Source organism: Rhodococcus sp. USK10, from assembly GCF_019378875.1.
In the GTDB taxonomy this organism is placed as follows: domain Bacteria; phylum Actinomycetota; class Actinomycetes; order Mycobacteriales; family Mycobacteriaceae; genus Rhodococcus_F; species Rhodococcus_F pseudokoreensis.
Map to the genome: position 1 here is coordinate 4,567,731 of NZ_CP076048.1, position 12,678 is coordinate 4,580,408.

General features: G+C 68.4%; 12 protein-coding genes. 4 read left to right on the plus strand and 8 right to left on the minus strand.

Going from position 1 to position 12,678, the window contains the following annotated elements:
- Entirely contained in the window at window positions 1-639 is a 639-nt protein-coding gene (locus tag I1A62_RS28020) for a TetR/AcrR family transcriptional regulator (RefSeq protein WP_219455519.1), read from the minus strand.
- A gap of 107 nt (window positions 640-746) precedes the next feature.
- Between I1A62_RS28020 and I1A62_RS28025 the strand changes: the two genes are divergently transcribed.
- The gene (locus I1A62_RS28025) at window positions 747-2,102 is read left to right on the plus strand and encodes a flavin monoamine oxidase family protein (protein WP_219455521.1); all 1,356 of its coding nucleotides are present in this window, start codon (window positions 747-749) and stop codon (window positions 2,100-2,102) included.
- A gap of 123 nt (window positions 2,103-2,225) precedes the next feature.
- Window positions 2,226-2,567, plus strand: a complete 342-nt coding sequence (locus tag I1A62_RS28030) for a YciI family protein (RefSeq protein WP_219455523.1) — start codon at window positions 2,226-2,228, stop codon at window positions 2,565-2,567.
- Window positions 2,568-2,578: 11 nt separating this feature from the next.
- On the opposite strand, the gene I1A62_RS28035 is transcribed toward I1A62_RS28030, so the two are convergent.
- From I1A62_RS28035 to I1A62_RS28060, 6 genes are all read right to left on the minus strand, one after another.
- Window positions 2,579-3,622 (minus strand): ferredoxin--NADP reductase, encoded by a 1,044-nt coding sequence (locus tag I1A62_RS28035; protein WP_219455525.1) that lies wholly within the window; start codon window positions 3,620-3,622, stop codon window positions 2,579-2,581.
- 76 nt (window positions 3,623-3,698) lie between these two features.
- Window positions 3,699-4,406, minus strand: a complete 708-nt coding sequence (locus I1A62_RS28040) for a TetR/AcrR family transcriptional regulator (protein ID WP_124391868.1) — start codon at window positions 4,404-4,406, stop codon at window positions 3,699-3,701.
- A gap of 77 nt (window positions 4,407-4,483) precedes the next feature.
- A complete protein-coding gene (locus I1A62_RS28045) occupies window positions 4,484-5,980 on the minus strand; it encodes a pyruvate, phosphate dikinase (RefSeq protein ID WP_219455526.1) in 1,497 nt (498 codons plus the stop codon).
- Entirely contained in the window at window positions 5,977-6,783 is an 807-nt protein-coding gene (locus I1A62_RS28050; protein ID WP_219455527.1) for a coniferyl-alcohol dehydrogenase, read from the minus strand. The genes I1A62_RS28045 and I1A62_RS28050 overlap by 4 nt, the downstream gene beginning before the upstream one ends.
- A complete protein-coding gene (locus I1A62_RS28055) occupies window positions 6,780-8,210 on the minus strand; it encodes an aldehyde dehydrogenase family protein (protein WP_219455529.1) in 1,431 nt (476 codons plus the stop codon). The genes I1A62_RS28050 and I1A62_RS28055 overlap by 4 nt, the downstream gene beginning before the upstream one ends.
- Window positions 8,203-9,405: a cytochrome P450 gene (locus I1A62_RS28060; RefSeq protein WP_219455531.1), complete on the minus strand. Its 1,203-nt coding sequence runs from the start codon at window positions 9,403-9,405 to the stop codon at window positions 8,203-8,205. Before I1A62_RS28060 ends, I1A62_RS28055 begins: the two co-directional genes overlap by 8 nt.
- A 150-nt stretch (window positions 9,406-9,555) precedes the next feature.
- On the opposite strand from I1A62_RS28060, the gene I1A62_RS28065 reads away from it, so the two are divergent.
- Both I1A62_RS28065 and I1A62_RS28070 read left to right on the plus strand, forming a co-directional pair.
- Complete coding sequence (locus I1A62_RS28065; protein WP_219455534.1) at window positions 9,556-11,064, plus strand: AMP-binding protein; 1,509 nt, start codon at window positions 9,556-9,558, stop codon at window positions 11,062-11,064.
- Window positions 11,065-11,107: 43 nt separating this feature from the next.
- The gene (locus I1A62_RS28070) at window positions 11,108-11,740 is read left to right on the plus strand and encodes a MarR family transcriptional regulator (RefSeq protein WP_219455535.1); all 633 of its coding nucleotides are present in this window, start codon (window positions 11,108-11,110) and stop codon (window positions 11,738-11,740) included.
- A 93-nt stretch (window positions 11,741-11,833) separates the two neighbouring features.
- Here I1A62_RS28070 and surE read toward each other — a convergent pair whose 3' ends face one another.
- A complete protein-coding gene (surE, locus tag I1A62_RS28075; RefSeq protein WP_124391875.1) occupies window positions 11,834-12,619 on the minus strand; it encodes a 5'/3'-nucleotidase SurE in 786 nt (261 codons plus the stop codon).
- Between the last annotated feature and the right edge of the window lie 59 nt (window positions 12,620-12,678).

Below are 12,678 nucleotides of genomic sequence, written 5' to 3' on the forward strand. Positions count from 1 at the left end.
TCAGGCGGTGTCGGCCTTCAGTGGCTTCGTGCGCGCGACCGGCTGCGGGTCGGCGTAGAGAACGAGCATGTTCAGCGCGTGGTCGAGGTCGCGTCGAGCGCGGTCGGGATCCGGCTTCGCGATGTATTGCAGGATCAACCCGTCGACCTGGGCCAGCGCCATGCGGCCGAGGGTGTCGAAGCCGATGGCGCAGCGTTCCCCTGCCGCTTGCGCGGCCCGCTCGCAGAACTCGGTGACGAGCGCGCCGTAGCGCTCGTACTGCAGCTGGGCCAGCCCCCCGGCGGAATCGCTCCGGAGTGAATAGGTGATGAGTTCGTACTGCATGATCTGCAGCCCGACCCTGGTCGTGACCAGTTTGTTCCAGAAGTTGCCCACCCCGTGGCGCAGTGCGTGTTCCACGCCCCTGTCTGCATCGAGTTCGGCGCGGAGCGTCTCGGAGATTTCGGCGATGACGGTCGTGATGACTGCACGAAGCAGCTGGTCCTTGCTGGAGAAGACGTAGTGCAGCGTGCCGAGGGGGATGCCGGCCCGCCCGGCGACAGCGCGAAGGGTCGTTCCGGGCACGCCCCTCTCGCTGAACTCCCTGATCGCCGCCGCGATGATCTGTGCCTCGCGCTCTGCCGCCTTGACGTAGGCCACCGCTCTCCTCCTCGATGTCACCCGCCGTTTCGACACCACTCTTGCACACCGGAATGCTGTGACCTAGATTACGGTCGGACAACCGACCGACTTTTGGAGGGATTGGGATGACGGATTGTGATGTTGTCGTAGTCGGCGCAGGGCTTGCCGGACTCACGGCGGCGAGGGCCCTGGCCGCTGCCAGACGCAGTGTGACGGTACTGGAAGCACGCGATCGGGTGGCCGGGCGCAACCTCGGCGGACACCTGGCAGGCGGCGTCCCGGTGGAGATGGGTGGTCAGTGGATCGGCCGGACCCAGACCGAGGTGTTGAAGTTGATCGGCGAACTCGGACTCGAGACGTTCCCGACCTACGACGACGGCGACGCGGTCACCCTCTACAAGGGGAAGGTCACCAGGTACTCCGACGCGACGTTCGGTCTCTCCGATGGCGCGGCGGTGGAGGTCGGCCGGCTCCAGCAGGAACTCGAGGGGCTGGCCGGCACGGTGTCGCTGTCGTCGCCGTGGGCATCACCCGCCGCCTCCGAACTGGACCGCCAGACTCTGGACGAATGGCTGCGCACCCACACCGACGACCCCGAGGCGCTGGCATTCTGGGCGGCGGTCGTGCCCGCCCCGTTCTCCGCCCAACCGGCCGAGATGTCATTGCTGCACTTTCTTTTCTATATCAAGTCCGGCGGCATGATCGACGTTCTCGTCGGCACCACGGGTGGTGCCCAGGAGCTGCGTGTCGTCGGTGGCACACATCAGATTTCCGAGCGGCTCGCCGCGGAGCTCGGGGACGAGGTGATCCGGCTGAACAGTCCGGTTCACACGATCACCCACGACGACAGTGGGGTCCGCGTCGAGTTCGACGGCGGAACCGTTACCGCTGCACAGGCAATCGTGGCTATCCCCCCGACATTGGCCGGCCGCCTCCGGTACCGGCCCGCGCTTCCCGGTTCGCGTGACGGCCTCACCCAGCAGATCCCGATGGGATCGGTGATCAAGGTTCAGATTGCCTACCCGACGCCGTTCTGGCGGGAGGCGGGACTCAACGGGTTCGCCTTCAACTTGGACGACGAGCTGAGTATCACCCTGGACAATTCACCCGCCGACGGCTCGTGCGGTGTCCTCGTCGGATTCTTCGAGGGCGCCCACGCCCGCACCGCTGCGCTCCGGACTCCCGCCGAGCGCCGAGCCTCGGCCGTGGCGACGCTGACGAAGCTGTTCGGCCCTGCCGCCGGTGAACCTGTGGACTACCTCGAACAAGACTGGATGGCAGAGGAGTACACCCGCGGCTGCTACGGCGGCCGACTCGGTGCCGGCGTGTGGACGCAGTACGGCGCCGCCCTTTCCGATCCCATCGGGCGTCTGCACTGGGCGGGCGCGGAAACCTCCGACACCTGGAACGGCTATATGGACGGGGCGATTCGGTCCGGCCACCGAGCCGCGGCAGAAGTGCTGGCGCAACTGAACTCGTGAGACCGGGCCGGGATCGCCGGGATATCGTCTTCGACACGGTGATCGATGCGATCCTCGCGGCGGCCGAACGTGAGAGCCTTGAATCAGGTCGGTGAAGAAGAGCGCGATGAAGGAGTCGACGCGATGACGAAGTACCTGATCTCGTTCCCGAGTGACGCCATGGTCGTTCCCGACGGGGATCTGCAGGCAGTGTCCGATGCGTCGCACGCGGTGGTCCAGGCGGCGAAGGACGCCGGCGTCTGGGTGTTCGGCGGCGGCATCGACGGAAGTGTTCCGCCCGTCATGGTCGATGGGGACGGGACCGTGACCGAGGGCACCTACCCGCAGACGACGCAGCTCGAAGGCGGCTACGCGGTACTGGAACTGCCGTCCCGTGAGGCGGCACTGGAATGGGCCGCGAAACTCGCGGTTGCCTGCCGGTGCGCGCAGGAGGTGCGCGAGTTCGGGTACGACCCCGCCAGCTGACAGGCCCCGACCTAGAATTCGATCTTCAGCGTGGGACTGGTCGGCTTCGCCTGGCAGCCGAGGATGTAGCCGTCGGCGACGTCGTCGGGGTCGAGGGCGTCGGTGACCCCGGGATCGACGGTCCCCTCCATGAGCGTGCAGGCGCAGGATCCGCATTCGCCTTCGCGGCAGGAGTAGGGGGCGTCGATCCCGGCGCCCACCATGACGTCGATCAGGGTGGCGTCGGCCGGCCACGACAGCGTGTGGGTGTCGCCGTCCAGGGTGACGTCCACGGTCGACGTTTGGGCGTCGTCGTCGGCGGTGACCTGCCTGATCGGCGCGAAGGGGTCGCCGTCGAGGGAGCGGAATTCCTCGATGTGAATCCGGTGCCGGTCGTACCCGATGCTGGTCAGTGTCTCCTTGACCATGGCCATGAAGGGTGCGGGTCCGCAGACGAAGACGGTGCCGGCCTGGCCGCCGTCTGCGAATTGGGTGAGATTGTCCGGGGTCGGTAACCCGGCCTCGCTCTCCAGTCGGTGCTCGACGGTGAGCCGGTCCGCGTGCTTCTTGGCGAGGTCGGCGAGTTCGGCGTCGAAGATGATCGATTCCCGATCCCGGTTGGCGTAGTACAGGGACACGGTTCCGGTCGCGGACGCCAGCACGGTCTTGAGGATCGACATCACCGGGGTGACGCCGCTGCCGGCGGCGAAGAGCTGGAAGTCGCCGTCGAGACTGTGCGGGGTGAACGTGCCCGACGGCGGCAGCACATGCACGTCGTCGCCTGCGGTGATGTTGTCGCACAGCCAGTTCGAGCCGTATCCGTCGGCGGTGCGCTTGACCGTCACCTTGATGCGGTCGTCCGTGCTGGGGGAGCTGGCGATGGAGTAACAGCGCGCCACCGAACCGGTGCGTTCGCTGGGGATCCGGACGGTGAGGAATTGCCCGGGCCGATACGCGAATTGGTGGGCGATCTCCTGCGGGACGTCGATGACGAGGGAGGAGGCGTCGGGTGTCTCGGCGATGACATCGGCGACACGGACGGTGTAGCCGAGAGAATCGGGTGCGACGGAGGTCATGGGTGCATCTTTCGTTGCAGCTCAAAGGGAAGGCGACACGGATCGGCCAGTCGCGGCCGAAGGAAACCGAATGCGGTCAGTGCTCGGAGGGCGACGCGGCCGGGGGCAGTGCCCGGAACCAGACCTCACCGAGGGCGCGGCCGAGTTCGTCGATGCGTTCGCGTTTGGGGGTCGAGGCGGGGAGACCGACGTGCACGTAGGCCATCTGCTCGGTCATGCAGCCGAGCGACTCGGCGAGCAGATCGAGGTTGGTGTCCCCGATCTCCCCGCGGTCGTGCAGCTTCTCCAGCCAGCGGCGGGTGCGTGCGATGAAGTCGTCACGCAGTTGCAGCCACAACTGCTGAAAACCCTCGTTGGCGCTGGCGGCGGCAGCTTCACGCAGCAGTCGCAGGATGTGCCGGTGCCGGGAGTAGGCGTGCAGATAGGTGATGTTGACCTCGATCAGCGCTTCGAGTTCGCCGCTGGTCGTGGTCTTGCGGCTGGTGGCCTCGGACAACTCCTGGAGCCCGGTGTGCATGGCGGCGAGGAACACGTCGTCCAGGTCGGTGAAGTGCCGGTAGAAGTTCCCCTGCGCGGTCTTCGCGCGGTGGGTGATGTCCGAGACCCGGGTGCGGGTGTACCCGTATTCGCTGAAGCATTCGATCGCGGCCTGCACGATGCGTTCCCGGGTGAGCTCCCCGCGGCGGTTGGGTCGTTTGGGGGTGGCCGCACCGGGTTCGACGAGGCCGACGTGGGTGTAGACGTCGTCGAGCGTGCGCGGTGGGACCTGGCGCTGTGTGGTCATCTCCGCCCCCTCTCCGTCGCCCGAGTTTGCGAACAAGATATCACTGATAGCAGGTGTCGCATCGTTCTGACCTTGCGTTATGCCCGTTCCAGGTGCGCAGAGCGCAACTGGGCGAGCGGATGATCCACCGGGACGGTGTCGGGCAGGTAGCCGAGGAGTTCGGTGAGGTACTCGTCGACGTCGCTCTCGTCCGGGGTGTGCAGGGCGTCGCCCTCGTAGACCGAGCCGGTGGCGCCGTCGACGGTCACCGTGAGCCCGGTCAGCTTCGCGACGGTGCCGACTCCGGCGCCGACGACGCACGGCAGCCCGATCTCCCGGCACACCAGCGCCGCGTGGGAGGTGCTGCCGCCGAGTTCGGTGACGACGGCGACCGATTCGAACATCGCGGGCACGTCGTCCGGGGCGGTGGAGGGCCGCACCAGGACGACCGGTGTGCCGGCCGCGGCGAGGTCGAGGGCCTGGTCGAGGTCGCTGACGGCCTGCCCGACGGCGACACCGGGGCCGGCGCCGAGGCCGCCGGCCAGGACCGTCCGGTCGGCGTGCACCGCGTGCGTTGTCGCCAGGCTCGCGGCCTGCTCGGCCGAGACGCGGGAGACCGCCTCGTCGGCCGTGATGAGGCCTTCGCGGACGAGGTCGACGGCGATCCGGACCGCGGCGCGCGGCGCACGCTTCCCGGCCCGGCATTGCAGGACGAACAACCGGCCGCTTTCGACGGTGAACTCGATGTCGACCAGATCGCGGTGCTCACGTTCGAGGACCTCGGCGATGCGCTCGAGTTCCGGGTACACGTCGGGCAGGATCTCGCCGACGGTGACGAGCGGGTTCGGGGTCTTCTCCCCGGACACGACATCCTCGCCCTGTGCCTTCGCCAGCCATTCGCCGTAGAGGGTGTTCTCGCCGGTCGCGGGATCCCGGCTGAACAGCACCCCGGTCCCGGACCGTTCGTCGCGGTTGCCGAACACCATGGCCTGCACGGTGACTGCGGTTCCGGCGCCGGCGCCGAGGTTGTGCCGGGCGCGGTACGCCTTGACGCGCTCGTTGGTCCAGGAGTCGAAGACGGCGCCGATCGCCGATCGCAATTGCTCGAGCGGATCGCTTGGCGGCGCGGCATTCGGGTCCCCGGCGACGATGTCGGCGTAACTGTGACAGAACCGCTCCCAGGTGTCGGTCGCCCACCGCTGATCGCCGGTCTCGGCGGCGAGCGCCTCACACAGTTCGGGGGTCAGGCCGAGGTTGAGGACGGTGTCCATCATGCCCGGCATGGACTGCGCGGCGCCGGACCGAACGGAGACCAGCAGCGGGGACGGACCGGCGCCGAACCGGCGGCCGGTCTCCGCCTCGAGCCGTCGCAGGTGTTCGAGGACCTGCTGCCAGATCTCGTCCGGCAGGGATCGGCCGTTGTCGTGGTAGACCGCGCACACACCGGTGGGCAGCGCGAACGCCGGGGGGACCGGCAGTCCCATCGCCCGCATCTTGTTGACGCTGTACGCCTTGCCGCCGAGTACCTCGCGGGTGCTGGGATGGGTGCCGTCGAGGGTGATGACGTGCTCGGCCGGGCTACTGGAGGAGGTCATAGCGAGAGTCCTTCGAAAACGGGGGATTTGGCGGCCGCACGGGTGGCGAACAGGCCACCTTCGACCGGGATGTCGATGCCGTTGAGCCAGGACGCGGCGGGAGAGAGGGCGAACGCGACGACCGCGCCGATCTCGTGGGGGTAGCCGTGCCTGCCGACCGCGTCGTGGGATCGTGCCATCGCGTCGGCGCCCATGCTGGCTTCGAAGTCGGCGAGGATCGGTGTCTCGACCGGTCCGGGACTGACCGACAGCGCCCGGATGCCGCGTGCCGTCAGCTTCGCCGACAGCAGTTGCGTCCAGTCGACGAGGGCGCGTTTGGAGGTGTCGTAGGCGGCGGGCCCCTTCACGGGGTGGTCACGCAGCCAGGCGTGCAGGCCCGCGCGGTCACGGACCCGCAGCAGTGCATCGATCGACTCCGGGGATTCGGTGTTGCGGTACGCGGCGACGGAGGCGACGTTGACGATCGCCGCTCCCTCGGCCATTCGGGGGAGCACGAGTTCGGTGAGCAGGCGCGGCCCGAGGAGGTTGACCGCCAGCACCGTCTGCGCGGCAGCGGTGCCCGGAACACCGGCCACATTGGCCAGCCCGGTGACCTCGCCGGGGAGGGCCGCGACGGCGTCGCTGATCGATCCGGAATCGGAGAGGTCGCACAGCAGGGTCCGCACCGACCCGATCGGGCAGTCGCGCCGGTCGAGGGCGTAGACCGTGGCGCCGGCCGCACTCAATTGGTCGGCGAGCGCGAGACCGATCCCCGAGGCCGCCCCGGTGACGACGATGTTTCCGCTGAAAGTGTTGCCGGTCATGACATTACCGCCGTCACGTCGGTGAACTCCTCGATGCCGAGGTGGCCGAGTTCGCGGCCGTAGCCGGAATTCTTGACGCCACCGAAGGGAACTGTGGGCCGATTGCGGGTGCGGACGCCGTTGATCTTGACCTGACCGACGTCGAGCCGTCCGGCCACGGCGCGGGCGCGTTCGACGTCGCCGGACCACACCTCCGCGGACAATCCGTACGCGCAGTCGTTGGCGATCCGGATCGCGTCGTCGACGTCGGTGTAGGTCTGCACCGCGAGGACGGGGCCGAAGATTTCCTCGCGGATCGCCCGGGCGTCCTCCGGCAGTCCGGTGACGATGGTGGGGTCGACGAAGAATCCGGTCGGGGACACCTCGGACGGCTTGCCGGTGCCGGTGAGCAGATGCCCGCCCGCGGCGACGGCGTCGGCGATGTAGTCGAGGACCCGGTCCCGTTGACGGGCCGAGACGAGCGGGCCCTGCCGGGTCTGCGGGTCGGCGGGGTCACCGAGGGTGTGCCGGGCGACCGCCGCGGTGAGCACGTCGGCGGCATCGGCGGCGAGCGCCTCGGGGAGCAGCAGCCGGGTGGTGGCGTTGCACGCCTGACCGGAGTTGACCAGACCGGAGGCGACGACCCCGGTGAGCGCGGTCTCGAGGTCCGCGTCCGGCAGCACCACTGCTGGTGACTTGCCGCCGAGTTCGAGTGTGCAGCGGGTCAACGTCTGCGCCGCCAGGGAGGCAACCGTGCGGCCGGCCACGACGCTGCCGGTGAACGAGACGTGCGCGAGGCCCGGGTGCGCGGCCAGCGCGGCCCCGGTGACCGCACCGATCCCGGTCACGACGTTGAACACCCCGGCCGGAAGTCCCGCCTCGAGGAAGAGCGCGGCGAGCGCGTCCGCGTCGTACGGGGTCATCTCCGACGCCTTGAGCACCACGGTCGATCCGGCAGCCAGCGCGGCCGAGACCTTGGCGATGATCTGGTGGACCGGCATGTTCCACGGCGTGATCGCGCCGACGACCCCGCTGCCGCGTCGGACCAGCGTGGCCCCGTCGATGTCCTGCGACCACGGGAAGTCGCGGGCGGTGCGGGCGGTGGCCCGCAAGACGTCGGCAGGGAGCTGGGCCTGGGTGACCTCCGCGAGCGAGATCGGCATTCCCATTTCGCGGCTGACCAGTGCCGCGATCGCCGCGCCGTCACGGGTGAGCAGATCCGCGGTCCGGTCGAGCAGTGCGGCGCGTTCGGAGACGGCGGTGTCCCGCCACGCCGCATGAGCGGCCGCCGCCGAGCGGACGGCGTCGTCGACGATCCGTTCCCCGGCATCGACGACTTCGCCGATCACGGTCTCGGTGTAGGGGTCGATCACGTCGATCGCCGGCCCGCCCGGGACGAACCATGCGCCGTCGATCAGGCAGCCGGCCCGGTCGAAGGTGTCAGCCATTGCGCGGCTCCAATCGCACGGGGAGGGTCTTGATGCCGCGGAAGAAGTTGCTCTGCAAACGCTTCGGGGAATCGACCACGTCGATGCCGATGCCGCGTTCGACGAGCTTGGTGAAGAACAGTTTCGCCTCGAGGCGGGCGAGGTTGGCGCCGAGGCAGGCGTGATCGCCCCACCCGAAACCCAGGTGTTCGTTCGGGAATCGGTCGGCCCGGAACGTGTTCGGGTCCTCGAAGACCCGCTCGTCCCGGTTCGCCGAGCAGAACCACATGACGACCTTGTCGCCGGCCTTCACGGTCTTGCCGTGCATCTCGACGTCCCGGGTGGCGGTGCGCCGCATCGACAGCACCGGCGACACCCAGCGCACCATCTCCTCGACCGCGGAGCGGATCTTGCCTGGATTCTCGCGCAGAAGGTCCCACCATTGCGGGTTCTCGTGCAGGGCGAGCACACCGCCGGACAGCAGGTTCCGGGTGGTTTCGTTTCCGGCGACCATCAGGATCAGGTAGTAGGCGTCGAGGTAGCCGCGGCTGAGCGGGACGCCGTCGAGTTCGGCGGCGGTCAGCACGCTGACCAGGTCGTCGGCCGGGCAGGCGCGACGCTCGGTCTCGAGGGCCCGGAAGTAGGCGAACACCTCGTCGCGGGCACGCACGGCGGTCTCTGGGCCCGCGGAGTAGTCGGGGTCCTCCGACGCCATCTGGTTCGTCCACCGCAGCAGGTTCGGGCAGTCCTCGAGCGGGGCGCCGAGCAGTCGGCCGATCATCACCAGGGGCAGTTGGGCGGAGATGTTCGCGACCAGGTCGATCGGCCCCGCGCCCACGGCCTTGTCCAACAGTTCGTCGATCACCGCCTCGATGTCCGGGACGAGGGCCTTCACCTTGGCCGGGCGCACGTGCGGGGTGACGATCTTGCGCAGCGGACCGTGCTCCGGTGGGTCGACGTGATGAATGCTGCGGGCGCCTTCACCTTCGGCGCGCCTGCTCGCGATCTGCGTCCCCTGTGTGACGGTGAACGTGTCGTGGTCCGCGGCAACGGCTTTGACGTCGGCGTATCGAGTCACCGACCAGAATCCCGGGCCATTCGGTTCGTCGTTCCAGTGCAGAGGGTCCTCGTTGCGCAACTGCGCGAAGATCTCGTCCGCGTATCCGGAGGCGAATGCCCGCAGGTCCATCAGGTCGATACCACTGCTGGTGGTCATTTGGATGTCTCCCGTCACGGTCACGTTCGTTTGTGACTTTGGTGTCACTAAATCACAAATCGCCCGATTTGCAAATACCCCTTGTATGAAGACTCGAGTCGCTTGTAGCCTGACCTAGATAGTGACGAACAATTCACAAAAAGAGGTCTCGTGTACCCACCCTCAATCGCCGCCGAGCATCCCGATTCGCTCGCGTTCGTGATGGCCGCCTCCGGTTCTTCGCTCACCTACCGGCAGCTCGACGAGCAGTCCAACCAGCTCGCCCATCTCCTGCGCAGCAGAGGCGTGACAGCAGGCGATTCCATCGTCCTGGTGATGGAGAACCGGATCGAATGGCCCGTGGTGGTCGCGGCCGGAATGCGCGCGGGCCTGTATGTCACACCGGTGAACTGGCACCTCGGCGCCGCCGAACTCGCCGCGCTCCTCGCCGAAGCGGCACCGGCCGCGGTGGTCACCAGCGGCTCGCTCGCCGGCGCGGTCGCCGACGCCCTTCCCGGCGGGCACACCGCGCTGACCCTGTGCGCCGATCCCTCTCCCGGAGTCGAGCACCTCGCCGCCGCGATCGCGAACCACCCGAGGACTCCCATCGCAGACGAGCGCTTCGGCGCCCGCGTCCTCTACAGCGGCGGCACCACCGGCCGGCCCAAGGCGTTCCGGCAGAAACTGCTCGACATCCACCCCTCCGAGGCTCCGACCCGGCACGCGGGTCTGGTCGAGAAACTGGGCATCGATTCGGACACGGTGCTGCTCTCGCCCGCCCCGAACTACCACGCGGCGCCGTTCACCTTCCAGCTGATGACGATGGCCGCCGGCGGCACGGTCGTATGTATGGAACGGTTCGACGCGTCCGCGGCCATGACGGCGATCGCCGCCCACGGGGTCACCCACTCGCAGTGGGTGCCGACGATGCTGCTGCGCATCCTCGCCCTGCCCGACAGGGGCGCCATCGCGCTGTCGCCGACGCACACCACCGCCGTCACGTCCGGCGCGCCCTGCCCGGTGGAGGTCAAGGAGCAGATCAACGCGTGGTGGGGGCCGGTCCTGCACGAGTACTACGGCGCCTCCGAGGGCTACGGGCACACCTACATCTCCGCGGCCGAATCGGCCGACCACCCCGGGTCGGTCGGGCGACCCTTCGGCGACACCCGCGTGCATGTCACCGACGACGCGGGGACCCCGGTGCCGACGGGTGAGATCGGCAAGGTCTGGTTCGAACCGCCGGCCGCGACGGCCTACGTCAACGCGGGAGACACCGCGACGAGTGCCGGCTGGAAGAGCATGGGCGACCGCGGCTACCTCGACGAGGACGGATTTCTCTACCTCGCCGGGCGGGAAAGTTTCATGATCATCTCCGGCGGGGTCAACATCTACCCCGAGGAGATCGAGGCCGCCCTGGTGCGTCATCCCGATGTCGTCGACGCCGCGGTCTTCGGCATCCCCGACCCCGAATTCGGGGAACAGGTCAAGGCGATGGTGGAATTGCGCGAGGGTGTATCGGGTGACGCCACCACCGCCGCCGGCCTCATCGACTACTGCCGCGGCTGCCTGGCGACCTTCAAAGCGCCCCGCTCGATCGACTTCGTCGACCGCCTGCCGCGGCTGCCCACCGGGAAACTCAACAAGAAGGCCCTGCGCTCGCACTATTTCGCGACTTCCTGACGAAGACACATCTGACCACCGATCACCCGAACAGGAGCCAGACATGGTTCACGCCCAGCAAGATCAACACACCTTCGACGTCCTTCATTCGCTCCGCGTGAAGGGACTGGCCAACGACAACGTGCTCAGCGCGCTGTCGGGCGTGCCGGTCGAGGACCTGCCGGCAGCCCTGGATCCGCTCGTCGAGCAGGGCCTGGTGGTGCGCCGGGAGGGCCGGATGCCGGGAGCGATGCTGACCCCCGCGGGCAAGGCCGAGCATCTGCGGCTACTCGCGCAGGATCCGGCCACCACGGGCGCGGCCACCGCGCTGACAGCCTTCTACGACCGATTCCTGCCGATCAACTCCGACTTCAAGATGGTGTGTCAGCGCTGGCAGATGCGCAGCGACGACACCCCCAACGATCACGGCGACCCGACCTACGACGGCGAGGTCGTCGGCGCGCTGGCGCAGATCGACGAGCAACTGCGGGCGTCGCTCCCGGAACTGGTCGGTGCGCTGCCGCGGTTCGGTCGCTACCTGCCCCGCCTCTCCGCGGCGCTCGACCGCATCCGCGGCGGCGACAACGCCTCGTTCGCGCGGCCGATGTACGACAGCTACCACGACATCTGGATGGAACTGCACGAAGACCTCATCCTCAGCGCCGGGCGGACCCGGGGCGCCGCCGACGAAGGCTGAACGAGCGCACAACACGGAAGGGGCGGGCCGGTCGATGACCGGCCCGCCCCTTCCCGTGCCCGACCCACGTTGCAGCGCAGGAGAATCCTGCGCCTAGGACTCGGAGGCCGCCGGGAACGGCAGGCACGCCTCGACGTGCGCCGCGACGCCCGAGCCCTCGGAGTTGGCCGCCACGGCCGAGATGGCGCTGATCGACACATAGCCGTCACGCACGAGAGCGGAGTCGGTTCCGGTACCGAGACGTTCGGTATTGGCGAATCGCAACAGCCGCACCGTGTCCGGGGTCTTGTCGAAGGTCAAGCCGAGCAGTCCGCGCGGTGCCAGCGGTGCCATCCGCACACCCTTGACCTCACTGATGTCGAGATCGGGCACATTGACGTTCAGCACGGCACGGTGGGCGCTGTGGGCGAGCATCCACTGTGCCGCCGACACTGCGATCCGGCCGGCGGTATCGAAACGGTGCTCCGGCGGAAACCCGCAGCTGACGGCGAGACCGCGGACGCCGAGGGTCGACGCGGTCAGTGCGGCCGCCACCGTGCTCGAATTCAGAATCATACGGCCGGTGTTCGGGCCTGGATTGATGCCGCTGACGACCAGGTCCGGTGGAGCACCGAACACCCCCGCACACGCCGCGAACACCGCAAATGCAGGCGGGGCGTCGAAGCTGAGCGCCTGCACTCCAGGCAGATGCCCGAAGCGGCGCTCCGTGTACGCGATCTCGGCTCCGTGCTCGAGGGTGCCCAGTGACGAGCCGCTGCCGCTGCACTCGCCGCGCGGCGCGGCGATGGTGATCTCGTACCCCTCGGTTGCCAGAGCTGTCGCCACCGCATGCAGTCCGGGTGCGTCGATGCCGTCGTCGTTGGTGACCAAAATGCGCATGTGAGCGCTCTCCTTCTCCGCCGACCTCCACAAACCAGACGCCAGCTCAGACCTCGTAT

What these genes read in the sequence shown, in the direction of transcription:
- I1A62_RS28035 (WP_219455525.1), bottom strand. Translation starts at nt 3,622, where the DNA reads ATGACCTCCGTCGCACCCGATTCTCTCGGCTACACCGTCCGTGTCGCC.
- I1A62_RS28040 (WP_124391868.1), bottom strand. Translation starts at nt 4,406, where the DNA reads ATGACCACACAGCGCCAGGTCCCACCGCGCACGCTCGACGACGTCTAC.
- I1A62_RS28050 (WP_219455527.1), bottom strand. Translation starts at nt 6,783, where the DNA reads ATGACCGGCAACACTTTCAGCGGAAACATCGTCGTCACCGGGGCGGCC.
- I1A62_RS28070 (WP_219455535.1), top strand. Translation starts at nt 11,108, where the DNA reads ATGGTTCACGCCCAGCAAGATCAACACACCTTCGACGTCCTTCATTCG.
- I1A62_RS28045 (WP_219455526.1), bottom strand. Translation starts at nt 5,980, where the DNA reads ATGACCTCCTCCAGTAGCCCGGCCGAGCACGTCATCACCCTCGACGGC.
- I1A62_RS28060 (WP_219455531.1), bottom strand. Translation starts at nt 9,405, where the DNA reads ATGACCACCAGCAGTGGTATCGACCTGATGGACCTGCGGGCATTCGCC.
- I1A62_RS28030 (WP_219455523.1), top strand. Translation starts at nt 2,226, where the DNA reads ATGACGAAGTACCTGATCTCGTTCCCGAGTGACGCCATGGTCGTTCCC.
- surE (WP_124391875.1), bottom strand. Translation starts at nt 12,619, where the DNA reads ATGCGCATTTTGGTCACCAACGACGACGGCATCGACGCACCCGGACTG.
- I1A62_RS28055 (WP_219455529.1), bottom strand. Translation starts at nt 8,210, where the DNA reads ATGGCTGACACCTTCGACCGGGCCGGCTGCCTGATCGACGGCGCATGG.
- I1A62_RS28025 (WP_219455521.1), top strand. Translation starts at nt 747, where the DNA reads ATGACGGATTGTGATGTTGTCGTAGTCGGCGCAGGGCTTGCCGGACTC.